We start from the raw sequence: 22,388 nt of genomic DNA on the forward strand, positions 1-22,388 counted from the left end.
GTAGCGTTTTCTGAAATATTACATCAGTTATAAGTTTTATACTGAAAAATAATTTCAAAATCTATTGACGTAAGACGTCATCAGACCTTAAGATGGTCTCAAGCAACACGGCAAGGTTATAGAGAAAAGATCATCAAGCCAAAGGAATGATCGACAACAAACAGGGTAGGAGAATGGATATGAACGAATACCTTGCGGGGCTGACGACGGAGCAGACGAACCCGGATACCCTGGCGATCGACGAATGTTCGACGGAGCAGATGCTGCGGCTGCTAAGCCAAGAGGACGCCAAGGTCCCGGCTGCGGTGGCGGAAGAAATTCCGCAAATCGTGAAAGCGGTTGAACTTCTGTACCGTACGCTCAAAAACGGCGGGCGAATGTTCTATGTCGGCGCGGGGACGTCCGGAAGATTGGGCGTGCTGGATGCTTCGGAATGCCCGCCGACCTTCGGAGTAGATCCCGATCTGGTGCAAGGGCACATCGCCGGCGGCGATACCGCGCTTAGGACGGCCGTCGAAGGATTCGAAGACAACGCGGAGGAGGGGATGGCGCTTATCGAGCGGTGCGGCGTGACGGCGGACGACGCCGTTATCGGCATCTCGGCCAGCGGCAGCGCGGCTTTCGTCATCGCGGCGCTCCAGAAAGCAAGGGAAATCGGCGCGGCGACGATCGGCGTGGTCAATAATAAACGATCCAAGCTGGAAGCCGTCTGCGACATCTGCATCGCCCCCGTCGTCGGACCCGAGGTGATCATGGGTTCCACGAGACTGAAGGCGGGCACCGCGCAAAAGCTGGTTCTGAACATGCTGTCGACCGCCACGATGGTGAAGCTCGGCAAAGTGTACAATAACCTGATGGTGGATTTGAAAGCCAGCAACCAGAAGCTGGAGGACCGCACGATCCGGATCCTGCAAATCGCGACCGGCATCGACGCCGAAAGCGCGAAGGCGGTACTGGAGAAGGCTTCCATGAATTGCAAGCTTGCGATCATGATGATCGAAACCGGACTTCCCGCTCCGGAGGCTCAAGCGGCGCTCGACCGCAGCGGAGGCAATCTCAAAGCGGCAATCCGCGCATACTCGAAAGTCGGTTGACCGGGTAGCGCGCTGCTTATACAAAAAGTTCATCATTTATAAGGGAGGATCACCATGAAAAAGCAATTGCGCATCGGATCCGTCGTGTTGGCTTTAACTTTGTCCGTCTCCTCGCTCGCCGCGTGCTCGTCGAAGAACGACGACTCCGGCGCGGCGTCTCCGTCCGGCTCCGCGCCTTCCAGTTCGGCGGCGACGGGCGCGAAAGACACCATCACGGCGCTTCTGCCGCCGGTTTCGCCGACGTACCAAGACAATTTCGCGCAAATGGAAAAAGACTTCAACGCCCTGTATCCGAACTTGACGCTGAAGATCGAACCGGCCAGCTGGGAAGACATGACGCAGAAGCTGGATACGCAAGTGAACGCGGGCAGCCCGCCCGACATCGCCTTCATCGGATCCGACGGCATTTCCAAGTACGCGCAGCAAGGCATGCTGATGGACATCACCGACACCGCCACGCCGGACATGATCTCCGACTACGATTCGGCTCCGCTGGAATATATGAAGAACGGCAACGGCCTATACGGTTTCCCGGCCTACATGGAAGTCCACGCCCTTGGCGGCAACAAGCAGTTTCTTGAAGAAGCGGGCATCGACTGGAAGAAGGTCCAAAAAGACGGCTGGACGTATGACGAGTTCCGCGAGGCGATCAAGAAAGGCGTCGTGAAGGAAGGCGACACGACGAAGCGTTACGGCTTCGTATTCGCGACCTCCGGCGTCGCGGCCAAAGATTACCTGGGCATCCTGGTGAAAAGCGCGGGCATGCCGGCCGCCTTCACGAAAGACCTGAAATACGCCTACACCAGCAAGAACTACTTGGAAGTGCTGAAAGACGTACGCCAAATGATCGACGACGGCTCCATGCCGAAAGAGCTGAGCTCCGTCGACGCCGGCAAACGCTGGAACATGTTCTTGACCGGCCAGACGATGATCACCGGCAAAGGCTTGGCGACCTTCGAAAATTCCGCCAACAAGAACAACGCGAAAATCGACGCGAACGACGGCAGCGCGGTGAAAGACAGCATCAAAGTCGACTATATCGTGCTTCCGGTTCCGTCTTTCGCAGGTCAACCGCCGGTATCGAGCACCGTCGTCGACGGCTACGTCACGTTCCGCGGCAAGAAAGAGCCGACGGCCGAGCATAAAGCCAACGTCGTCAAAGCCGCATATTTCCTGGCCAGCGGCAAAGTCGCGGCTACGACGAACAACGACCTGTTCGCGGCCCATATCACGAAGACCGCCCGCGAAGCAGCGAAGAGCATGACGGTGAACCGCAACCCGGACAACGTGGCAGCCGTCGAAACGATGCTCTCCCATGCGGCCCCGGCCCGTCCGGATATCCCGGTCGACCTCGGCGCCAAAGCGATCAAGATCGAGAACGAAGTCATCGTGCCGAAAATGCAAGCATTACTTGCCAATGAAATCAAACCCGAAGAGATGTATGATGCAGTTAAGAAGGCCGCAATCGAAGCCTTCGGCGAAGACGGAATCGTACAAGACTAAAGCGGAAAGACGATAGCATCTGAAAATCGGATAGCCGGTTCTCCGTGGCCGGCTATCCGAAAATCTTTATGGGATCGCGATGCGTCGGGGAAAGGAGGCCGGCAGGATGGCTCAGCAGGCAGCTAAAATCAAGAAGCGCAGGTTGCAGGACGACGGAGCTTGGGGATACTTATTCATCGCCGTCGCTCTGGTCGTATACGCTTTGTTTACGGCCTATCCGGTCGTCAGCGCGTTTATCATCAGTTTTCAGGATTACAAACCGCTCGGTTCCACGTTCATCGGCTTCGACAACTACGTCTCCACGTTCCACAGCGAACTGTTCTGGAAATCGATTCGCAACACCGTCGTGTATACGGTTCTGACCGTTCCCGTCGCGCTGTTCCTCTCGTTTTCGGTGGCGATCCTGATTCTCCCGCTCAAGAAATGGATGCAGACGGCGTTCAAGGCGATTTATTATTTGCCGGTCGTCGCTTCCGGCGTTGCCTTATCGGTCGTCTGGCTGTGGATTTACGATCCGATGCCGGAAGGGATTTTCAACAAGCTGATCGGCTTGTTCGGCGCGCATAACCAGAACTGGCTGGGGACGACCACCTATTCGATGCTCTCCCTGGTCATCATGGCTTGGCTTTCGAGCCATGGCGCGGCCATCATCATCTACTTGGCGGCGCTGCTCGGCATCGACGAGAGCTATTACGAGGCCGCGGATCTAGACGGCGCGGGTTTTCTGCAGAAGCTGTGGCACATCGTCGTTCCGAGCCTTAAGCCGACAACGCTGTTCCTGCTCGTGACGAGCGTGATCGGTTCCTTCCAGGTGTTCCAGAACGCGTACCTGATGACGGGCGGCGGTCCGGACCACGCGACCACGATGGTCGGCCTGCTCATCTTCGACAACGCGTTCAAATATTTCGAATTCGGCAAAGCGGCTGCCCAATCTTTGATCCTGGCGCTTATCATCGCCGTGATCTCCTTATTCCAGTTCAAATTCCTGGGCAAAGACGTGGAATATTAAGGAGAGGGGGATACGGCAAACATGGCATTGTACAGCAATCATACCCGCCGTCCTGCGGCACGGAACGTCCGCAATACGGCCATCATCGTCTTATTGGTCTTGTTCGCTCTCGCCACGTTGTTTCCGATTTACTTCATGGTGATCTCCTCGTTCGGGGATCCCGTCGAGGCGGGGGCGGTCAGCTATCAGCTGTGGCCGAGCAAGATCACGCTCGCGTCTTTCAAATTTTTCTTCGACTACAGCGAATATTCGTACCGGTGGATACTCAACTCGCTGATCGTCGCGGGCTCCATCATGATCACCAACGTGCTCTTCGCGAGCGCGGCCGGATTCGCGTTCTCCAAGCTTCGGTTCAAAGGACGCTCCGTGTTGTTCACGGTTTTGCTCTGCGCGATGATGATTCCTTATCAGGTCACGCAGGTGCCGCTGTATATCCTGGTCGTGAACGTTTTCCATTTGCAAAATACGTACACGGCCCTGATCATGCCCAGCTTGGTGACGGTGTACAACATCTTTCTCGCCAAGCAGTTCATGGGTTCCATCCCGACGGAAATTCTGGAGAGCGCCAAAGTCGAAGGCTGCAATCCATGGCAAATTTATTGGAGGATCATCCTTCCGCTTTCGAAAACCGTGCTCGCCGTCATGGCGATCCTGACGTTCATGGACAGCTGGAACACGTTCTTCTGGCCGCTGCTGGTCACGAATACGATGGACATGCAGACGATTCAGGTCGGCTTGAAGAACTTCCGGTTCGCCAATACGACCTATCTCGCGCCGATGATGGCCGGGGCGACGATCTCGGCGCTGCCGATGTTCATCCTGTTCTTCAGCCTGCAGCGTTACTTCCTGGAAGGCGTCACCGTCGGCGCGGTGAAGGGTTGACATGGGCGGCGCGGGTCTAGACGTGGGTTCGGCGAATGAAACGGCTCAGCGCGGCAGCCGTTATGCCGTCGGGCTGATGTCCGGCACCTCGGTCGACGGGATCGACGCCGCGCTCGTCGAAATCGCGGGCGATCCGGGCCGGCAGGTTCAGGTTCGGTTGGTCGCGTTCGAGAACACGCCTTTTCCGGCGGACGTGCGCAAGGAGATTTTCGCGCTGTTCGATCCGGCATACGCGACGGTCGATCGGGTTGGACGGATGAACATGGCGCTGGGCGGGCTTTACGCGGATGCGGCGCTGTCCGTCACCGCGAAGGCGGGATTGACGCCTGCGGATATCGCGTTCATCGGATCCCACGGCCAGACGATCTATCACGCCCCGGATGAAGGCTATACCGTGCAGATCGGCGAAGGCTCGGTGATCGCGGCGCGGACGGGCATTCCCTGCGTGTCCGACTTCCGCCCCGCCGACATGGCGGTCGGCGGACAGGGCGCGCCGCTCGTTCCGTTTACGGAATACCTGCTCTATCGGGAGCCGGACCGGACGCTGCTGCTGCAGAACATCGGCGGCATCGGCAACGTGACCGTGCTACCCGCGGGCTGCGGGCCGGACGAGGTGTACGCGTTCGACACCGGGCCGGGCAATATGCTCATCGACGGAGTCGTGTCCCGGTTGACGAACGGGCGGCAGTCGATGGACGCCGGCGGGGCGATCGCCCGTCAAGGCCGGGTGGACGCCGGCTTGCTCCGGCGGCTGCAACAAGAGGAATATTATGCGCTTCCGCTGCCCAAGTCGACGGGCCGGGAGCGGTTCGGCTCCGCCTACGTGGACGAACTGATGCGGTATCGGGAGGAGCACGGGCTGTTGCCGGAGGATTTGGTCGCGACCGTCACCCGGCTCACCGCCTGGTCGATCGCGGATGCGTACGACCGGTTCGTTCGCGCCCGCCATCCGGCGGACGCGATGCTGGTCGGCGGAGGCGGAAGCTACAACCCGGTGCTGATGGAAGCGCTGAAGGAAGAGATGGGCGCAAGAGGCGTCCGCGTGCTGACCCAGGAGGAAGCGGGGGGCAACAGCGACGCCAAGGAGGCGGTCGCGTTCGCCTTGCTGGCCGATTGCGCGATGGCCGGCGTGCCGAACAATCTTCCCTCCGCGACGGGCGCGGCGCGGGCCGCGGTTTTGGGGAAAATCTCGTATTCGGCAACGATTGGCGAGAGAGGGGGAGAACGATGCTGACGCTCTCGGTTTGGGACGACCGGTTTACGCAAGACGTGATCGCATTGTGGAACGCGGAAGCGGTTCGCGAGGGGTACAAGGAGCTGACCGACCGGAGCTTTGGCGAGATTTTCCGTACCAATCGTTATTTCGATCCGGAGAATACGTTCGTTCTGCTGGACGGCGGAAGCGTCAAAGGCTTCGCGTGCGGATGCACGGGAGACGATCTGCCGCTGGGGGACGCCGCGGGGTACATCACCTGCATCATGCTGGCGGAGGAGATCCGTTCGGATGTCCATTTCGGGACGATGCTGGACGCGTTGGAAAAGCGCTTCCGGGCGCTCGGCAAGAAACAGGCCGACGTGCTGTTTTTCAACCCGATGATGCTGCCCTGGTATATCCCGGACACGCCGAAGCACGAGCATAACAACGCGCCCGGCCTGCCGGTCGACGGCGCGCTGTATCCATTCCTGCTCAGCCGGGGATATGCCGAACGCACCCGGGAAGAGGCGATGTATTTGCCGCTGGCGGGCTTTGCCATCCCGGAGGAAATCCGGACGAAGGAAGCGTCGGCGTTGGCCGACGGTTACGCCGTAGGGGTGCTCGACCCGGACTCCGTCCACGGCGTGCCGGACATGCTGGAGAAGTTGAACAATCCTTTGTGGTCCAAGGAGATCCCGCAGTGTCTCCGGGACGGGGTGCCGGTCGTTCTGGCCGCTTGCCGGGGGGTGGCCGCCGGTTTTGCCGGTCCGGTCATCCGCCAGGAGAACGGACGCGGGTATTTCGCCGGCATCGGCGTTCATCCGGAGCACGAGGGGCACGGACTGGGGACCTTGCTGTTTTTCAAGCTTTGCGAAGCGTTCCGGGACATCGGGACGGATTACATGTCGCTATACACCGGCAAATCGAATCCGGCCAAGCGCATCTACGAAAAAGCCGGTTTCCGGACCGTCCGGGAATTTGCCATCATGAGGAAGGAGCTTGAAGGATGAGCGAAGGGAAATTGACCATCTTGGGCATCGGAGGCCATGTCGGCGACATGGAGCTCACGGCCGGCGGCGTGCTGGCTAGCCATTCGTTGAAGGGCGACCGCATCGTCACGCTGGCGCTGACCGCGGGGGAGCGGGGCGTACCCGCCGGCCAGGACATGGAAGACTACCGCAAGCAGAAGGTCCGTGAGGCGGAAGCGTTCGCCGGCATGCTGGGCGGGGAAGCGATCGTGTTCGATATTCCCGACGGGGAGCTGGAAGACAATACGGACATGCGCCTGCGGGTGTGCGACGTGATCCGCCGCGTGAAGCCGAACGTCATCATCACCCATTTCAAGAACAGCATGCACAAGGACCACATGACGACGCACCGGATCGTGAACGACGCCCGATTTTACGCGGGGTTGGCTTCGTTCCAGCGCGAGCTGCCCGCCCATTTCGCGTCCAAGCTGTACTACGCGGAAAACTGGGAAGACGCGGTGGACTACAAGCCGTACGTATACGTGGACTTCTCCCAGGAGGCTTACGACCTGTGGGTGAAGGCGGTGTCGCAGCACTGGTTCGTCACGGGAAGCAAGTCGTTCCCGTACCTGGAGTACTATAAACACTTGGCGCGGGTTCGCGGCATCGAGGCGCGGAAACAGTACGCCGAAACCTTCATGATTCCGGAGGAAACGATGCGGCTCCGCCAGTCCGAGCTGTAAGCCGGTTCCACGAGGCTGTCCCAAGGCGGGTGAGCGCTGCTGCGGACAGCCTTTTTATTCAGAGGGGGGCTTCTTCTGCCGGTTTTTGCTCAGGTGACGAACGCGAGACGCTTTTCTCGTTCCTGCGTGGTGCCCGAACGGCGCTTGCCGCGCCTGTGCGGCGTTGGTGCCGTGTCGGTGCCGTGTCGGTGCCGCGTCGACCCTGCGTCGGTGTCGCGTTCGAGTTATTGCTTTTCGGCAATAAAAGCTCAGCCGCGCGTCGGATGAACGGCTATTTATTGCGCTAGAGCAATAAATCCCCGATATGAGCCGGCGACGTGAAGAATTTGCCCCGATTTATTGCGCGAAAGCAATAAAAACGGGGTGTTTGAAGCAGGCGCCTCCGATTTATTGCGCGAAAGCAATAAATCGGAATCACGCCGACTGCGTACCGCACACCGAATCAGGTTCGGCACGTTGATCGCGTTCCGTACACTGACCGCGTACGCACGCCGATCGCGTTCCGCACGCCGTACGGCATTTCTGTCCGATGCCGGATAGGAACTCACTAGAATCGGAAGATACAACGTCTGAAAAGAATTCCAGAACCTCTACCGCCCAAGGAGGCCGCAATCGAAATGGTCATGGTCCGCAACGGCATCGACAACCTGGAGCCTTATGCCCATTTGCTGAAAGGCAAGCGGCTGGGCCTGATCACGTCCCCGACGGGACTGACGCACGACTTCGTCTCCACCATCGAAATCCTGCACGAGCGGTTCCATCTTGCCGCCATGTTCTCGCCCGAGCACGGGGTGCGGGGGGATCAGGACGCAGGCGGCCTCGTCGACGCTTACGTGGACCCGATCACGGGCGTTCCGGTCTACAGCCTGTACCGCAAAGACTCCAAACGGCTGACGCCCGAGATGCTCGACCAGGTCGACATGGTCGTGTACGACATCCAGGACGTAGGCACGCGGTATTATACGTTCATTTATACGATGCTGTACGCGCTCGAGGATTGCGCGAAAGCCGGCAAGCCGTTCGTCGTGCTCGACCGGGTCGATCCGCTGGACGGCGTGACGGTGGAAGGCAACGTGCTGAAGCCGGGGTACCTCTCCTTCGTCGGAAATTACCCGCTGGCGGTGCGCTACGGACTGACGGCCGGGGAAGTGGCCGCGATGGCGAACGGCGAAATGGGCTGGAACGCCGAGCTGCACGTGGTCCGCTGTGCAGGGTGGGAGCGCGGCATGCTGTTCCCGGACACCGGGCGGACGTGGGTGCATCCTTCCATGGGGATCCCGCGTTTCGAGACGGCGCTCCTGTATCCCGGGACCTGCCTGTTCGAAGGCACCAACTTGTCGGAAGGCCGGGGCACGACGTTCCCGTTCGAAATGATCGGCGCTCCGTATATCGAGCCGGAGAAGCTGGCGGACGCCATGAACCGCAGGCAGCTGCCCGGCGTCCGGTTCCGGCCGGTCTATTTCAAACCGACGGCCTCGAAGCATCAAGGCGAGCGCTGCGGTGGCGTGCAGCTGTACGTGACGGACGTCCGCGAGCTTAAGCCGCTCGAGACGGGCGTTACGCTGCTGGATACGATCCGGCGGATGTTCCCGGAGTTCGCGTTCCTGCCCCCGATCAAGGAAGGCTCGCGGCCGTTCATCGACCTGCTCTGCGGCGACCGGCTTTACCGGGACGAGGCGTTCGATCTTCCGGCCGCGCTGGAGCAATTCCGGCAAGAAAGCCGGGCGTTCGAAGAGCGCAAGCGGTCTTATCACCTCTATTAACGGAGAAGGCGAAATCGATGAGTACAATGACCTTAAGAGAAAAAATCGGCCAGCTGATCGTCACCGGATTTCCGGAGCCCCGCGTCACGGACGAGCTGCGGGAGCTGATCGCGGATTATAAAATCGGGAATATCATTTTGTTCTCCCACAACGTGGAGAGCGCAGACCAGCTTCGCGGGCTGTGCGATGAGCTGCAGCGCCTGATCGCGGAAGGAACGGGCCATCCGGCGTTCCTGTCGATCGATCAGGAAGGCGGAAGGGTGACCCGCCTGCCTTCCGACTCCGTGAACATACCGGGCGCGATGGCGATCGCCGCCACAGGGCGCCCGGAGCTCGCCTATGCGGCCGGTCGGATCACGGCACGGGAGCTGCTGTCGTTCGGCATCAATTTCAATTTGGCCCCGGTGCTGGACATCAACAACAATCCGGACAACCCGGTGATCAATGTCCGTTCTTACGGCGACACCGCGGAGACGGTGGAAACGTTCGGCCTCCAAATGCTGAGGGGGCTGCAGGACGGCGGCGTACTCGCGGCGGTGAAGCATTTTCCGGGCCATGGGGATACGGCGGTGGACTCCCATCTGGGCTTGCCGGTCATCGAGAAGACGCTGGAACAATTGGAGGAGCTGGAACTGAAGCCGTTCCGCCGGGCGATTGCCGGAGGAGCGGAAGCGGTGATGAGCTCGCACATTCTTTTCCCGGCGATCGAGAAGGACGGGGTGCCGGGCACGATGTCGCGCGCGATCCTGACGGATCTGCTCAAGCGCAAGCTCGGATTTGGCGGCCTCGTCGTATCCGATTGTCTCGAAATGGATGCGATTCGCCAATATTACGGCACGGCGCAAGGAGCGCTCGGCGCCCTGAAAGCCGGCGTGCATCTGGTGTTCATCAGCCATACGGCTTCGCTGGTCAAGGAAACAGTCGAAACGGTGGAGCGCGCGGTGCGATCCGGCGAACTGCCGGAAGCCGTGCTGGACGAAGCGGTGGAAAAGGTGTTGTTCTACAAGCGCAAATACGCCAATGTGGAGCGGAACGATCTCCCGCTGGCGGGAAGCGACGCCCACCGGCGAACCGCCGAGCAGATCAGCTTGGAGAGCGTTTGCTTAATTCGCGGGAACGTGGAGGCGATCGCGCCGCGGGATTCGGGAACGGCGTTCATTGGATGCGGCCCGTTCCGGGCGGATTTGGCTTCCAACCGCGTGAAGCCGGGGTTCAATTTCCCGGAAGCGATGGGCTTCGCTTTCGAAACGGCTCATCGGCTGATCGGCGCGGATCCCGACGCGGAGGAGATCGACAGCGTATTGGCCGATCTGCGGGAATACCCCAGAATCGTCGTCGGATTGTATAATGGAGTGGATCACCCGGGACAGCTGGAGCTGGCGAACCGCCTGGCGGCGGACGGGCATCGGGTCACGGCCGTCGCGCTGGGCAAGCCTTATGATCTTGGACGATTGGATGAAAAGATCAACGCGCTCGCCGCATTCGAATATACGACGTTGGCCGTCGGTTCTCTCGTGCGGATTCTAAGTGGAGAAGCGGTGCCGACCGGCAAAATTCCTTTGTCGCATTTGGGATAAGGACGTGAGGAGAACATGAGATACGCAGCCGGATTGGACGGGGGAGGCACGAAAACCGCCGTCACGGTTGTGGACGGGGAAGGACGGACCGTGTTTCGGTTCGACTCCGGCGCCATCAACTACAACGGGCTGGACGAGGACAGCATCCGCGGGACGTTTCGGGAGATTTTCGCCGAGCTGGCCCGGGTGTGCGGCGGTTTGGACGGCTGCGGGCACGTCGGAATCGGGGCTGCGGGCGTGAGCAATCCGACGGTGCCGGCCCGGATGACCGATGCGATTCGGGCATGCGGCTATTCGGGCGGCCTTACGATCGTAGGCGATCATGAGACGGCGCTGTACGGCGCTTTGGAGCGGGACATCGGGTTGATCGTCATCGCCGGAACGGGGTCCATTTGCTACGGGAAGAACGAATCGGGCTTGTCCCATCGATCCGGCGGCTTCGGTCATCTGATCGATGACGAAGGCAGCGGGTACAGCATCGGGCGGGACCTTCTGGCCGCTGTCGTTCGCGCTCATGACGGTCGGGAGCCGGAGACGGTGATCACCGGACTAGTGTTCGACCAGCTCCGGATCGAGACGGTGGGGCAGCTCATCGGCTTCGTGTATGACCGGAATCGGAACAAGAAGGAGATCGCGGCGCTGGCCCCGATCTTGTCCGCGGCGTGCGATCGTGGAGATCCGGCCGCCCTTCGCATCGCGGAACGAAGCGCGGAGTCGCTGGTCGAGCTGGTCGTCCCGGCAGCGGAGAAGCTTTCCCTCCAGCAAGGAACGATGGCGATGACCGGAAGCGTGCTGCTGAAGAACCGCTACGTGCGGGAAGCGTTTCAGGCGAAACTGGCGGTCCGATACTCGAAAATGGAATGCATCTTACCGAAACGGGACGCTTCGGCGGGCGCCGCCTTAATGGCGTTAAGCCGACTTTAATTCCGCCGCAGCCGATTGCGTAACAAGAATCGCTCGAACCGCCCTCACGCAGGGCGGTTTTCTTGTTCGGACGTACCGCCGCAGTCGGTTTTGCGTATTTCCTGGGAAATTCCGTCGGAACGCCGGAACCTTTGACGAAAAGCCGAATTCTTCCGCAACAAGTTGAGGGTCGCCATCGTATATAGGGAGAATCGCGATCATAAGGGAGCGTGCCCCGATGCCGACATCCACCGCTCAGACCCGCAGCGCCCCGGCCAGAAAGAGAAGTTCCCCGCCTTTGCCGCCGAGAAACGCGCGCAAGCGCCGCAAATCCGGCTTTTTGCGGTTCGTTCGCCGATTGTTTTGGACGGGTGTGCTCGCCTGCGTACTTTTCGCGGGATGGTTTTATTTAACCCCCTCCGGCAAGACGTTCCGCGACATGGTCGCCGATACGATTATCACGACGCAACACCGGGAATGGGCGAAATATATCATCGGCGAGAAAAACTTAAGGGAACGCGTGGCGGCCTATCAATCCCGATTCGATCAAATGGGCGAAGAGAGGGACACGCATCGGATCGTCGTCACGGAACAATCGGGTCCGGTGAAGGCCGATTTGCCGCTGACTTCAGTGGAGGAAGTGAGCGGCAAAGGATACCACGGCTATTTGCTGTCCGTCCGGGACCCGAAAAAAATCCGCCTCGTCGTTCCCCAGAAACGCGGGCGCGGCGAGAAAGTCAGCAGCATGGTCAAACGGACGGGCGCCCTCTACGGAGTCAATGCCGGCGGTTTCGCCGACCCGAACTGGAAGGGCAACGGTTTCCAACCGATCGGCGTCGTCATTTGCCAGGGGCAAGTGTATTACGACGGGCTCGGCAGCAACAAGAGCACGCAAATCGTCGGGCTCGACAGGAACGGCAAAATGGTCGCCGGCCGCTATACGCTGAAAGAGCTGATGGACCTCGGCATTTCGGAGGGCGTCACCTTCTCGCCGCGTATTATCGTCAACGGCAAAGGATTGATCAAGAACCGCGGCGAAGGCTGGGGAATCGCGCCGCGATCCGTCATGGCGCAGAAAGAGGACGGCACGGTGATGTTCCTGCTGATCGACGGGCGCCAGCCGGGCTACAGCATCGGCGCGACCTTGTACGACGCGCAGGAGATTTTGCTCGAGCATGGAGCGGTGATCGCCGCCAACCTGGACGGCGGTTCCTCGACCGTACTGGTGAACGGGGACGGCGAAGTCGTCAACAAGCCTTCGTCCGCGCATGGAGAACGGTATTTGCCGACCGCTTTCCTCGTTTTCGACGACCCTTCTTCCGTGCAGGTTCCGAATATTTGGGCGGGCTTGAAGCCTTCGGACATCGACCCCGGTAAATGGTAAGCCGGGGTTTCGTTTTTTCGATTGACGGCTGGGCGTTCCCTGAGTAGGATAGGAGCGTACGGATGTACGCGCGTACACTAACCAATGTAAGGGAGAGATCCGCCATGTCGACCGACCTGCTGGGCACCCGCGCGATCGCGCAAATCGGAATTCTGGTGCATGACATCGAAAAAACGTCTCAAACGTACGCCGACTTTTTCGGGGTGGAGAAGCCGAAGTGGTCTTGGACCGATCCCGCCGACAAGGCGTTGACCGAGTACCGCGGCAGCCGTTCGGAAGCCCGGGCGAAGCTGGCGTTTTTCGATATGGGTTCGCTGCAGCTGGAGTTGATCGAGCCGGACCGCGAGCCCAGCACGTGGCGGGAATCGCTGGACCGCGACGGGGAAGGCGTCCATCATATCGCTTTCGTCATCAAAGGGATGAAAGAGAAAATCACCTTACTCGAGCGGAACGGAATGCCGCTGCTCCAGAAGGGCGAATACACGGGCGGCCGTTACGCTTACATGGACACCTTCAAGGATCTGAAGGTTCTGGTCGAGCTGCTGGAAAACGACTGATTAACGTCAACATGTAAAGGAGACGAAGCGACGTGAAACGGATTTTCGCGGTGGTGGGGGATTTTTATCATCGGCCGGAAGACGCGGGCGGGGCGCTCCAGCAGGCGCTGCTCACCTGGGCGGGAGCCGGAGACGTCAGCCTTCGCTTTATCGAAGCGACTCGGTTAATCGAGGCGTTGGAAGAGGCGCCGGACGCGGTGGTCCTATTCAAGGAAGATCGGGTCGCGCCGCAGGAAGACGAGAACGCCCGATGGATGACCGACGAGACGGGAGCAGCGATATCCCGGTACGTAGAGGGAGGCGGCGGTTGGCTGGCCTGGCACTCCGGCCTGGCGGGCTATGAGCCGTCGGGGTCCTACGTCGCCATGACGAAAGGCCGCTTCCTGCACCATCCGGCCGAGAACCGGCCGGTCCGGTACGTTCCGGAGCCCGGGCGAGGCTTCGCCGATCCGGCGGAATTCGAGGTGCTCGACGAGCACTATTTCGTGGAGTGTAAGACGGAGGAGACCGAAGTGTTTCTGCGATCGGAGTCCGTCGACGGACAGTCCATCGCCGGCTGGCGCCACGGGTACGGGTCGGGCCGGGTCTGCTGCCTGACGCCGGCGCATCGGCGGGAAGGACTGACCGATCCCGCGTTCCTGCGCCTCCTCGGCCAGGCGGTTCGTTGGTGCTGCGGGGCCTAACGGTTGCGAAGCGGGTCATTTTGATAGGATAAGGTGGGGGCTTCCTCGGGAGAGGAGGCTCCTTTGCATATCTGCTTCGGTTAAGGAGGCAAACCGTTAACGGCGTGAAACATCGACCAGGTTTCGGATAAATATGGTAAAATCTTCTCGTCGGGCTCGGCTATATGATCCGGAAGGAAGTGTCGGGAATGTCAATGGAATCGTCGACCGCCGCGATCATTTCGGCTTCTCAATGGTTCTCCGCATTCGTCATGATCTTGTACGGACTGCTTCTTCTGCTTGGCGTTTACAGCCTGTATATGTTCATTAAGCTGGCCTCGCTGGCGATTCAGGCTTTGGACATCTATTTGGACGAGAAGCGGAATCGGCGGTTGTAGTGAAAGGAGAAAACAAGGGAGAGGGGAATGCCCGTTGAACGACATGGAAACGCTGATTCGGAACTACATCCATGCGTACAACGCTTTCGATGTTGACGGGATGACGAAACTGTTGCATGAAAATATCGAATTCCGAAACTTTTCCGGCGGCGTGTTGGATACGGAAATAAAGGGCATGGATCGATTTCGTGCATTGGCTGAACGATCGGCGGTGATTTTTTCGCACAGGCGTCAGACGATGAAGCGGATTACGCTCCATGACGATCAGGCAGAAATCGAGGTTGATTATGAAGGAACATTGGCAACGGACTTGCCTAACGGGCTGAAAGCCGGAGAAACCATCAAACTTCAAGGAAAATCGGTGTTTCGAATGAAAGAGGGGAAACTCATCCTGATCGAAGATTATAGTTAAGGAAATCATCAAACGGAGGTATTCTGTTCTCATGATTAGATTATGCAATCGTATGGACGTGGAAGAAATCTATCTGATCATCAACGATGCGGCACAAGCCTATAAAGGCGTCATCCCTGGCGACAGGTATCATGAACCGTATATGTCCATGGAAGAACTGAATCATGAAATCGACGACGGCGTCGTATTTTGGGGTTATGAAGAAAACGGTACATTATCGGGAGTTATGGGGATCCAAGATAAGGGAGACGTTTCCCTGATCAGGCATGCCTACGTACGAACCAACCAGCGGAAAAGCGGAATCGGTACCCGGCTTCTGTCCCATTTGACGGCATCAACGGAGAAACCCATCTTGATCGGAACGTGGGAATCGGCGGATTGGGCCATCCGATTTTATTTGAAGAACGGCTTTTCTCTTGTGTCGCCCGACGAGAAGGTTAGATTATTGCAGAAGTATTGGAATGTGCCGGAAAGGCAAATCGAAACCTCCGTCGTTTTATGCGATCGGAAGCGGACTTCATCATAAAGCTCGATCCGCAAAGGAGATCCCATGAAACCCGTTCGAAATTCTTGTAAAGCCGTCATCGTTCAGGATCGCAAAGTTTTGCTCACGAAAAACCGGGATGATTTCGGATTTTTCCATTTGTTCCCCGGGGGCGGCCAGGAACCCGGAGAAACGTTGACCGAGGCGCTGGCCCGCGAATGCATGGAGGAAGTCGGGGCCGAAATCCAAGTCGTGGACTTGATCCACATCCGCGAGTACATAGGGAAAAACCATGAATTCGCGCAATGGGACGCCGATGTCCACCAGGTCGAATTTTATTTCCGCTGCCATTTGCGGGACCCTCATGCTACAATCACCGACGGAACGAATCCGGACGCCAACCAGGTCGCCGTGGAATGGATCGATATTGACGAGCTCCATCGAATCCGGCTTTATCCCAAGACGTTAGGGAAAATCATCGCGGAAGAAATCCGAATGAACGTTTATTTGGGAGATATCAATTAAGATTTCGGGAAGGAAGGTGAGCCGACCCATGGAAGCGGGATTTTGGATCAGGCTGGGAGCGCTGCTCTTGGATAGCATCATCGTGGGGATTCCTTTAGCCATCATTGCCACGATCGTTGCGGGCGGTGGCAGCAACGAAGAATATATCCGGAATATTCCATTCGCTTTGTATTCGATGCTGCTGCCCGTTTTTTGGGACGGGTATACGATCGGGAAACGGATCTGCGGAATCAAAATCAGAAAAGTGCATGATCATTCCGCGCCGGGCATTGGAACCATGCTATTACGCCACTTGGTTGCGGGATTGGTATACGTTTTTACCTTTGGTATCGGCGTCATCGTAAGTGCATTCATGGTGGGGCTTAGAGAGGATAAACGATCCATTCATGATTTCATTGCCGGAACGGAAGTCGTTTATGATTCATGACCCATTGAGGCGGCCGATATGAAAGGGCAGGGCAAGCGGATCTCGCTTGGCCTTTCGATTCTCGCACTGTGCGCACTGGCTGTTTATCAAACTTATTCCATCGTGAGATTAAAAGATCAAATCGAAATGGTGAACCCGACCGTTTCCAGATCGATACAACACGGGCTCGTACAACTCGAGATGGAGATATCGTATCAACAGCAACACCATTGGGATTCCGCGGGACAAATCATCCACGACATTCAAGACGTCATGGATGCGATCGGGATCACCTATGAGGCAGCGCAGTATACGGGGACTTTAACGGAATCCGACCGTGCATCATTGTGGGAATTGCATCAATACCTGTATGCCTTCGCCGAAAACAAAGCGACGCATGACTTGACGTTAAACGAAGACGATAGGAAGAGCTTCGAACGGTTAAGAGCAAAGCTGAGAGAGAACGGTTGGGGAGCCAATATCGGCTTCTCTTCGGACTGGAACGATTTTATGCGGAGAGTCCGCAATCTCTTGAGCCGTTCCGAGTGAACTTCAGGGTTACGGCCCCGGGCCGCCCGATGTATAATCAGGAAAGAAGCTCAGACGATATAGGAGCCGGCCAAGACAGAGCGATCTAAGGCCGGCTCTCGTCGGTTGCAGGAGGAACGGCCGCCATGAAAATCGCGTTCTTGATCATCGATATGCAAACCGTACATATTCAAGGCCGAATCGAAGAGAAAGCCGTAGCGAACGCCTGCGAATACATCAACTACGTGTCCGACCTGCTTCGGTCGAAAGACCATGTCGTCGTGCATATTCAAGACGTCGAAGGCATGGAGGAGTCGAATAAAGAGAAATTCGGTTTTATTCCGGAGGTTCAGATCCGGGAGCAGGATTTGAAAGTAACGAAAGAGTATTCCAACGCGTTTTGGAAAACCGAGCTGGAGTCCCTCTTGCGGAGCCATGACGTTGAGTTGGTGGTCATTTCGGGCCTCGAAGCGCAGCATTGCGTCCTCTTTACCTATAACGGGGCGAGAGAACGGGGCTTCAAAACGGTCATCCTGCAAAACGGAATTCTCAGTTCCAATCCGGAGTCGGTCGTTTCGACTTCCAGGGAACGAAACCTGATCTCGTATCCCGCCATCGAATATTTAGTCAACCGTTAATCAGGAGGCCGGTTATGGCGCAGGTCAAAATTTTCGGAACGAGTGAGGCTTTAAAACCGATTCAGGCCTCATTTTCGGATGTCCTTCACTCTTGTCTGGTCGATGCGCTCCAGCTGCCCCCGGAAAAGAGGTTCCATCGGTTTTTCTTTTTCGAGCCGGAGGACTTCCTCTTTCCTTCCGACCGTTCCGGGAAGTACACGATCATCGAAATCAGCATGTTCGAAGGCCGGTCAACGGAAGCCAAAAAGCAGCTGATCCGCCTCATATTCGAGAGGATTTCCGCGCTTGGAATCCCTCCCCGCGATATCGAAATCACCGTTTTCGAGACGCCGAAACACAATTGGGGGATTCGGGGATTGCCGGGCGACGAATTATCGCTGAATTATAAAGTAGAGGTATAAAAACGCCAACGACGAGGAGTGATGGAAATGAACCGCGACGATATCGTTGAATTGTACGACTATAATATTTGGGCGAACGGAAGGATATTGGGTCATCTGAAAACATTGCCGGAGGACGTATTTCACCGGGAAGTGAATCTGGGCTTCAAATCCGTTGCCGACGTGATCGGCCACATCGCAGCCGCGGATGAGGTTTGGCTGACCCGGCTAGAGGGCAGCAGTCCCTCGTCCCTCGCCTCCAAGCCGTTCGCGAACGTGGAGGAAGCCGAGCGTTCGATGCATCGGATTCAGTCCCGGATTCGCCAAATCCTATCGTCGGTTGACGATATGGAACAACCCGTGATCTATCGGAACACGAAGGGGGACGAATTCCGGAATTCGATCTCCGAGATCGCGCGGCACGTGGTAAACCATGGGACTTACCATCGGGGCAACGTCTCGACCATTTTGAGGGCATTGGGTCACACCGGCGTCCAGACGGATTACATTGCTTATTTGAGGAAGTAAGCATGCCGCCATTCCTGCATCTGATCGACCTGACCGAACTTTCGGAAAAGCAGGTTCTGGGGATCTTCGATCGCTCAAGGCGAATGAAAGCCGATCCGCCTCACCGTTTATTCGCCGGCAAAACGTTCTTGTTGTTCTTTCCCGATTCCAGTCTGCGGACACGGATTTCTTTCGAGAAAGGAATCCGGGATTTAGGAGGAGCGTGCGTTCTCTTTCCTCCGGAGACGCTGGATAAGGAAGAAGCGCCGGAGGATGTGATGGGCTACGCCGGCAACTGGGCAGACGCTTGCGTGATCCGGCATCCAAGCTTATCCAAGCTGAAAGAGCTCGCCCGGCACGGTACGGTTCCGGTCGTCAACGCGATGACCTCGGAGAACCATCCTTGCGAAGTGCTGTCCGACTTGTTTTCCATAGCCGAAATCAGGAAGGACTATCGCGAGTTAACTTACGTCTTCGCAGGGCCTGCCGGCAATATTTCGAGATCGTGGATGCAATTGGCAAGCGTCATGCATTTGAAATTCAAGCATGTGTGCGCGCCCGGCAATCGGCTCGCGGACGACGGTCCGCATTACCGATTCGCGTCCGACTTGGAAGAAGCGTTAACGGGAAGCGACGTCATTTTGACCGATTCGTTGCCGCCCCTCTATTTACACGACGAGTATGTCTCCAAGTACCCAATCACGTTGGAAAGAATGAAATGGGCCAACCCAGGCGCGCTGTTGAATCCATGCCCGCCCTTCTTCCGAGGCCAAGAAGTAAGCGAAGATGCGATGGAGTCGGAGCATTTCGTCGGCTATGGGTTTAAGAAGAACTTACTGTACGTCCAGCAGGCGATTTTGGCTGGGTGTCTTGATTTAGAAGCCTAAGGAGGGGATCGAAACGGAAACCATCGTCGAAGCCCGGGAAGAGCATTTGGAGGATCTGGTGGAGCTGGCCTTGGATTTATGGCCGGAAGCGGGTGAGGATGACCTTAGGCAGACCTATGCCGATTTGCTGCGTTCGGATCGTCATAAGGTTCTGCTGTTCGCCGCTCAGGACCGCTATGTCGCATTCATACACCTGGCTATCCGTACGGACTATGTGGAGGGCTCCGATTCGAGCCCGACCGGGTTCGTCGAGGGAATTTACGTGAAGCCCGATTTTCGGAGGAAAGGGATCTCGAGGAAGTTGGTCGACCAAGGGGAGCAATGGGTCCGGTCGATGGGCTGCAAGCAAATCGGGTCGGACATCTATCTCGATAACCGGACGAGCTATGATTTCCACCTTTCCGTAGGATTCAAGGAAGCGGGACGATTGATCCATTTTATCAAGGATCTATGAAGCCCGGCGGTTCGGCCGATCTCTTGCTCGAAGCGGGGGATCGGCCGTTTTATTTTGCAAGGGGGACCGTTTGATCGGGGCAGGTGCAAAAAAGTTCAAAATATTCCTTGACAGGAATATTCCTAATGGAGTATATTATGGATGTGAAGCAAAACGACGCCGAAAATCCGATGTAAAGGAGAATGAATCATGAGAAAAGTGATTTTGTACATGCACGTATCGCTGGACGGCTTCGTGCAGGGTGTCCACGATTGGGACATCAACTGGATCGCGTTCGATGACGAAATCGGCCAATACTCCAGGGAGACGCTGAAGACGGTGGACACGGTCATGTGGGGACGGGGAACGTATCTGGGCATGCAGCAATATTGGACCTCGGTGCCCGGGAACCCGGACGCGTCGGATTATGACAAGGAGCACGCCGAGTGGATCGACAAAGCGACCAAATACGTATTCTCCACCACGCTGGAGAACGCGGCTTGGAACAACTCCATTCTCGTGAAAGATAACATCGGCGAAGAAATTAAACGAATCAAATCGCAGCCGGGCGGAGACATCGTGATCCTCGGCAGCCCGAGGTTCGCGCAAAGCGTCATCCGGCTCGGGTTGGTGGATGAGTACCGGATCAACGTGAACCCGGTGGTCCTGGGCGACGGCCTGGCGCTGTTCGACAATTTGACGGATCGCATCAAGCTGAAGCTGGTAGCCAACCGGACGTTCCAATCGGGCGTGGCGGGCTTGATCTACCACTTGGCGGACTGATTCGGGGATAAGGAAGTCGCTCTTCGGAAAACGCGGCCTGGGCGGCCGGTGAATCCGAAGGGCGATTTTTTTTCTGCTCCTGCCCCTGTCCCATTCGCCTGCATTCGTCCGGGAAACTGAAAGTCAATCGGTCTAACGGACACAGCGGCCGCTATGGAGGCCGATTTCTTGACCTTTCGCGTTCTAATGGACACAGACGCGCTTATTTAGGGATAACCCCCCTGTTAAGCCGCGACTCTTTGCCGATAAGGGCTTTGCTGTCCGTTACGTTTGGAGAATGACGATATTGGGTCAAATAGCGGCCGTGGCGTCCGTTAGGTTCAGGTTCAGGCTCAGGTTCACCTCGTGTTCCACGAGAATCGGTGGGGGGGAGTGACTCCTGCCCGGATTTTGGAGCTTCACCGTTTGCGCGTAAAGGGGGGTCGGTCGAGATTGCCGTCATCCGCACGCCGGAAGGCGATACGGTGCTCGACATTTTTTCAACTGCCGGGCTTCGCGTCATGAAGTGGGGATGTGTTCTCCGATCCAAGCATGCTATGATCGACCTATGCGGGGAGAAAGGGGAACGCGGAATGGGTGGTTTCGGGGTAGGATTCGTGATTTGGCTGATCCTGATGGCCGTCTTTTTCTTCATCCTGCACGCCGTCATACGGTCGGCCGTCGATCAATCCGATTTAACCCGGGAAGTTCGGGAACTCAAAGAGCGTTTATACAATGTGAACCTGAATGGCGACCTTTCCGCTCGTCCGGCGACTGGCGGGGAATCGGCCGACCCGGAATCGGAGGATCTGACGGAAACTTGTCCGGGCTGCGGCAACCGGGTTCGCGTCAGCGACGCGTATTGTTCGGATTGCGGATTTAAGCTGCGGGATTAAGAGGCTGGGGAAGGAACCCGATTGACAGGGCCGACACGGGAAAGTAATCCCGAGCTCACATAGAGGATAACGACTGGTCTCCAGATTGGTGATCCAAGCGGTGCCCATCGGCTGAGTTCGGGTTTCCCGCTATTTCAAAAAAATGTTCGTGCCCTGTTGACAGACCGACGGTCGGTCTGTAGAATATAGACATCGACAAACCGACGGTCGGTCGGCACAAAGGAAAGAAGGGAGTGAAGCGAGATGACCCCGCCGGCAGGCAAATCCAGCTTCCAGCTCATTTTGGATACGGCAGAGGCGCTCATCCAGCAGAAAGGCTGCCGCCAGACGACGCTGCAGGACATCATCCGGGAATCGGGCCTGTCCAAAGGAGCGATCTACCACTACGTGTCGAGCAAGGACGAGCTTCTCGGCCTCGTCATGAAATCGCGAATCGAGCAGGTTCACCGGCGGTTTACGGAAGCCGTCAGCTCTCCGCAGACCCAAGGCATCCGCAATCCGCTGCAAATGATCGCGGAGGGCATGATGAAGAACACGAGCCACGAGGACGTGACCAATCAAATTTTCCTGTACCTTCTCACCCAGATGGACAACCCGACGGTGGCCGCTACGATGCGGGAAGTGTATGACTACATGGTGCAGACCAGCGTCAAGTGGATCGAAGTCGGCCAACACCACGGCGTGATCCCCGCAGACTTGGACAAGCACCGAGTCGCGGACATGCTCGTGACGTTCATGTACGGCATCCGCGTCAAAAACACGGTGCGGCAGGATTCCTCCGGCATGAAGCTGGAAGAGATCATCGGGTTCATGGCGAAAGCCTTGCAGTAATCATCAACCTTAAGGAGAGGCAGCCGTCAAGATGCTCTTGCCTCTTACATAAATTCCAACC

27 protein-coding genes are annotated in these 22,388 nt (G+C 57.4%); all 27 read left to right on the forward strand.

The window, feature by feature from the left end:
- Positions 1-179 precede the first annotated feature (179 nt).
- The 27 genes from murQ (at position 180) to PTZ19_RS13720 (ending at position 22,327) form a co-directional block, all read left to right on the forward strand.
- A complete protein-coding gene (gene murQ / locus PTZ19_RS13590) occupies positions 180-1,094 on the forward strand; it encodes an N-acetylmuramic acid 6-phosphate etherase (RefSeq protein WP_276355298.1) in 915 nt (304 codons plus the stop codon).
- Positions 1,095-1,148: 54 nt separating this feature from the next.
- Positions 1,149-2,597 (forward strand): ABC transporter substrate-binding protein, encoded by a 1,449-nt coding sequence (locus PTZ19_RS13595; RefSeq protein ID WP_276355301.1) that lies wholly within the window; start codon positions 1,149-1,151, stop codon positions 2,595-2,597.
- A 106-nt stretch (positions 2,598-2,703) separates the two neighbouring features.
- The gene (locus PTZ19_RS13600; protein ID WP_276355303.1) at positions 2,704-3,606 is read left to right on the forward strand and encodes a carbohydrate ABC transporter permease; all 903 of its coding nucleotides are present in this window, start codon (positions 2,704-2,706) and stop codon (positions 3,604-3,606) included.
- A gap of 21 nt (positions 3,607-3,627) precedes the next feature.
- Positions 3,628-4,488, forward strand: a complete 861-nt coding sequence (locus PTZ19_RS13605) for a carbohydrate ABC transporter permease (RefSeq protein WP_276355305.1) — start codon at positions 3,628-3,630, stop codon at positions 4,486-4,488.
- Position 4,489: 1 nt separating this feature from the next.
- A complete protein-coding gene (locus PTZ19_RS13610; protein WP_276355308.1) occupies positions 4,490-5,722 on the forward strand; it encodes an anhydro-N-acetylmuramic acid kinase in 1,233 nt (410 codons plus the stop codon).
- Complete coding sequence (locus tag PTZ19_RS13615; protein WP_276355310.1) at positions 5,716-6,693, forward strand: GNAT family N-acetyltransferase; 978 nt, start codon at positions 5,716-5,718, stop codon at positions 6,691-6,693. The genes PTZ19_RS13610 and PTZ19_RS13615 overlap by 7 nt, the downstream gene beginning before the upstream one ends.
- Positions 6,690-7,394: a PIG-L deacetylase family protein gene (locus PTZ19_RS13620; RefSeq protein WP_276355313.1), complete on the forward strand. Its 705-nt coding sequence runs from the start codon at positions 6,690-6,692 to the stop codon at positions 7,392-7,394. The genes PTZ19_RS13615 and PTZ19_RS13620 overlap by 4 nt, the downstream gene beginning before the upstream one ends.
- A gap of 623 nt (positions 7,395-8,017) precedes the next feature.
- A complete protein-coding gene (locus PTZ19_RS13625; protein ID WP_276355445.1) occupies positions 8,018-9,157 on the forward strand; it encodes an exo-beta-N-acetylmuramidase NamZ family protein in 1,140 nt (379 codons plus the stop codon).
- A gap of 17 nt (positions 9,158-9,174) precedes the next feature.
- Positions 9,175-10,734 (forward strand): glycoside hydrolase family 3 protein, encoded by a 1,560-nt coding sequence (locus PTZ19_RS13630; protein WP_276355316.1) that lies wholly within the window; start codon positions 9,175-9,177, stop codon positions 10,732-10,734.
- A gap of 15 nt (positions 10,735-10,749) precedes the next feature.
- The gene (locus tag PTZ19_RS13635; RefSeq protein WP_276355319.1) at positions 10,750-11,658 is read left to right on the forward strand and encodes an N-acetylglucosamine kinase; all 909 of its coding nucleotides are present in this window, start codon (positions 10,750-10,752) and stop codon (positions 11,656-11,658) included.
- A 217-nt stretch (positions 11,659-11,875) separates the two neighbouring features.
- Positions 11,876-13,021: a phosphodiester glycosidase family protein gene (locus PTZ19_RS13640; protein ID WP_276355322.1), complete on the forward strand. Its 1,146-nt coding sequence runs from the start codon at positions 11,876-11,878 to the stop codon at positions 13,019-13,021.
- A 104-nt stretch (positions 13,022-13,125) separates the two neighbouring features.
- Positions 13,126-13,578, forward strand: a complete 453-nt coding sequence (locus PTZ19_RS13645) for a VOC family protein (protein ID WP_276355325.1) — start codon at positions 13,126-13,128, stop codon at positions 13,576-13,578.
- A 32-nt stretch (positions 13,579-13,610) separates the two neighbouring features.
- On the forward strand, positions 13,611-14,261 hold the full coding sequence (locus tag PTZ19_RS13650) for a ThuA domain-containing protein (RefSeq protein WP_276355327.1): 651 nt from the start codon (positions 13,611-13,613) through the stop codon (positions 14,259-14,261).
- Between the two features lie 188 nt (positions 14,262-14,449).
- Positions 14,450-14,638 carry a hypothetical protein gene (locus PTZ19_RS13655; protein WP_276355330.1) on the forward strand — a complete coding sequence of 63 codons (189 nt, stop codon included), beginning with the start codon at positions 14,450-14,452 and terminating at the stop codon, positions 14,636-14,638.
- Between the two features lie 43 nt (positions 14,639-14,681).
- Entirely contained in the window at positions 14,682-15,050 is a 369-nt protein-coding gene (locus PTZ19_RS13660; RefSeq protein ID WP_276355447.1) for a nuclear transport factor 2 family protein, read from the forward strand.
- A 31-nt stretch (positions 15,051-15,081) separates the two neighbouring features.
- A complete protein-coding gene (locus tag PTZ19_RS13665; protein ID WP_276355332.1) occupies positions 15,082-15,576 on the forward strand; it encodes a GNAT family N-acetyltransferase in 495 nt (164 codons plus the stop codon).
- A gap of 24 nt (positions 15,577-15,600) precedes the next feature.
- On the forward strand, positions 15,601-16,059 hold the full coding sequence (locus PTZ19_RS13670; RefSeq protein ID WP_276355334.1) for an NUDIX domain-containing protein: 459 nt from the start codon (positions 15,601-15,603) through the stop codon (positions 16,057-16,059).
- 28 nt (positions 16,060-16,087) lie between these two features.
- Positions 16,088-16,486, forward strand: a complete 399-nt coding sequence (locus PTZ19_RS13675; RefSeq protein ID WP_276355337.1) for an RDD family protein — start codon at positions 16,088-16,090, stop codon at positions 16,484-16,486.
- An 18-nt stretch (positions 16,487-16,504) separates the two neighbouring features.
- A complete protein-coding gene (locus tag PTZ19_RS13680) occupies positions 16,505-17,014 on the forward strand; it encodes a hypothetical protein (protein WP_276355340.1) in 510 nt (169 codons plus the stop codon).
- 125 nt (positions 17,015-17,139) lie between these two features.
- On the forward strand, positions 17,140-17,631 hold the full coding sequence (locus PTZ19_RS13685; RefSeq protein ID WP_276355343.1) for a cysteine hydrolase family protein: 492 nt from the start codon (positions 17,140-17,142) through the stop codon (positions 17,629-17,631).
- Between the two features lie 14 nt (positions 17,632-17,645).
- A complete protein-coding gene (locus PTZ19_RS13690; protein ID WP_276355346.1) occupies positions 17,646-18,032 on the forward strand; it encodes a tautomerase family protein in 387 nt (128 codons plus the stop codon).
- A 27-nt stretch (positions 18,033-18,059) separates the two neighbouring features.
- Complete coding sequence (locus tag PTZ19_RS13695) at positions 18,060-18,539, forward strand: DinB family protein (protein ID WP_276355349.1); 480 nt, start codon at positions 18,060-18,062, stop codon at positions 18,537-18,539.
- A gap of 2 nt (positions 18,540-18,541) precedes the next feature.
- Positions 18,542-19,405, forward strand: coding sequence for an ornithine carbamoyltransferase (locus tag PTZ19_RS13700; protein ID WP_276355351.1), 864 nt, complete (start codon positions 18,542-18,544; stop codon positions 19,403-19,405).
- Positions 19,406-19,427: 22 nt separating this feature from the next.
- Positions 19,428-19,859, forward strand: a complete 432-nt coding sequence (aac(6'), locus tag PTZ19_RS13705; protein WP_276355449.1) for an aminoglycoside 6'-N-acetyltransferase — start codon at positions 19,428-19,430, stop codon at positions 19,857-19,859.
- Between the two features lie 189 nt (positions 19,860-20,048).
- Positions 20,049-20,621, forward strand: a complete 573-nt coding sequence (locus PTZ19_RS13710) for a dihydrofolate reductase family protein (RefSeq protein WP_276355355.1) — start codon at positions 20,049-20,051, stop codon at positions 20,619-20,621.
- Positions 20,622-21,193: 572 nt separating this feature from the next.
- The gene (locus tag PTZ19_RS13715; RefSeq protein ID WP_276355358.1) at positions 21,194-21,496 is read left to right on the forward strand and encodes a hypothetical protein; all 303 of its coding nucleotides are present in this window, start codon (positions 21,194-21,196) and stop codon (positions 21,494-21,496) included.
- A gap of 243 nt (positions 21,497-21,739) precedes the next feature.
- Positions 21,740-22,327: a TetR/AcrR family transcriptional regulator gene (locus tag PTZ19_RS13720; RefSeq protein WP_276355361.1), complete on the forward strand. Its 588-nt coding sequence runs from the start codon at positions 21,740-21,742 to the stop codon at positions 22,325-22,327.
- Positions 22,328-22,388: the final 61 nt, after the last annotated feature.

Origin of the sequence: Cohnella caldifontis, assembly GCF_029360585.1 — a bacterium.
GTDB lineage: Bacteria > Bacillota > Bacilli > Paenibacillales > Paenibacillaceae > Cohnella > Cohnella caldifontis.

Excerpts from the sequence above, each read along its gene's own strand:
- murQ (WP_276355298.1), top strand. The coding sequence starts at position 180 with ATGAACGAATACCTTGCGGGGCTGACGACGGAGCAGACGAACCCGGAT.
- PTZ19_RS13595 (WP_276355301.1), top strand. The coding sequence starts at position 1,149 with ATGAAAAAGCAATTGCGCATCGGATCCGTCGTGTTGGCTTTAACTTTG.
- PTZ19_RS13600 (WP_276355303.1), top strand. The coding sequence starts at position 2,704 with ATGGCTCAGCAGGCAGCTAAAATCAAGAAGCGCAGGTTGCAGGACGAC.
- PTZ19_RS13605 (WP_276355305.1), top strand. The coding sequence starts at position 3,628 with ATGGCATTGTACAGCAATCATACCCGCCGTCCTGCGGCACGGAACGTC.
- PTZ19_RS13610 (WP_276355308.1), top strand. The coding sequence starts at position 4,490 with ATGGGCGGCGCGGGTCTAGACGTGGGTTCGGCGAATGAAACGGCTCAG.
- PTZ19_RS13615 (WP_276355310.1), top strand. The coding sequence starts at position 5,716 with ATGCTGACGCTCTCGGTTTGGGACGACCGGTTTACGCAAGACGTGATC.
- PTZ19_RS13620 (WP_276355313.1), top strand. The coding sequence starts at position 6,690 with ATGAGCGAAGGGAAATTGACCATCTTGGGCATCGGAGGCCATGTCGGC.
- PTZ19_RS13625 (WP_276355445.1), top strand. The coding sequence starts at position 8,018 with ATGGTCCGCAACGGCATCGACAACCTGGAGCCTTATGCCCATTTGCTG.
- PTZ19_RS13630 (WP_276355316.1), top strand. The coding sequence starts at position 9,175 with ATGAGTACAATGACCTTAAGAGAAAAAATCGGCCAGCTGATCGTCACC.
- PTZ19_RS13635 (WP_276355319.1), top strand. The coding sequence starts at position 10,750 with ATGAGATACGCAGCCGGATTGGACGGGGGAGGCACGAAAACCGCCGTC.
- PTZ19_RS13640 (WP_276355322.1), top strand. The coding sequence starts at position 11,876 with ATGCCGACATCCACCGCTCAGACCCGCAGCGCCCCGGCCAGAAAGAGA.
- PTZ19_RS13645 (WP_276355325.1), top strand. The coding sequence starts at position 13,126 with ATGTCGACCGACCTGCTGGGCACCCGCGCGATCGCGCAAATCGGAATT.
- PTZ19_RS13655 (WP_276355330.1), top strand. The coding sequence starts at position 14,450 with ATGTCAATGGAATCGTCGACCGCCGCGATCATTTCGGCTTCTCAATGG.
- PTZ19_RS13660 (WP_276355447.1), top strand. The coding sequence starts at position 14,682 with ATGGAAACGCTGATTCGGAACTACATCCATGCGTACAACGCTTTCGAT.
- PTZ19_RS13665 (WP_276355332.1), top strand. The coding sequence starts at position 15,082 with ATGATTAGATTATGCAATCGTATGGACGTGGAAGAAATCTATCTGATC.
- PTZ19_RS13670 (WP_276355334.1), top strand. The coding sequence starts at position 15,601 with ATGAAACCCGTTCGAAATTCTTGTAAAGCCGTCATCGTTCAGGATCGC.
- PTZ19_RS13675 (WP_276355337.1), top strand. The coding sequence starts at position 16,088 with ATGGAAGCGGGATTTTGGATCAGGCTGGGAGCGCTGCTCTTGGATAGC.
- PTZ19_RS13680 (WP_276355340.1), top strand. The coding sequence starts at position 16,505 with ATGAAAGGGCAGGGCAAGCGGATCTCGCTTGGCCTTTCGATTCTCGCA.
- PTZ19_RS13685 (WP_276355343.1), top strand. The coding sequence starts at position 17,140 with ATGAAAATCGCGTTCTTGATCATCGATATGCAAACCGTACATATTCAA.
- PTZ19_RS13690 (WP_276355346.1), top strand. The coding sequence starts at position 17,646 with ATGGCGCAGGTCAAAATTTTCGGAACGAGTGAGGCTTTAAAACCGATT.
- PTZ19_RS13695 (WP_276355349.1), top strand. The coding sequence starts at position 18,060 with ATGAACCGCGACGATATCGTTGAATTGTACGACTATAATATTTGGGCG.
- PTZ19_RS13700 (WP_276355351.1), top strand. The coding sequence starts at position 18,542 with ATGCCGCCATTCCTGCATCTGATCGACCTGACCGAACTTTCGGAAAAG.
- PTZ19_RS13710 (WP_276355355.1), top strand. The coding sequence starts at position 20,049 with ATGAGAAAAGTGATTTTGTACATGCACGTATCGCTGGACGGCTTCGTG.
- PTZ19_RS13715 (WP_276355358.1), top strand. The coding sequence starts at position 21,194 with ATGGGTGGTTTCGGGGTAGGATTCGTGATTTGGCTGATCCTGATGGCC.
- PTZ19_RS13720 (WP_276355361.1), top strand. The coding sequence starts at position 21,740 with ATGACCCCGCCGGCAGGCAAATCCAGCTTCCAGCTCATTTTGGATACG.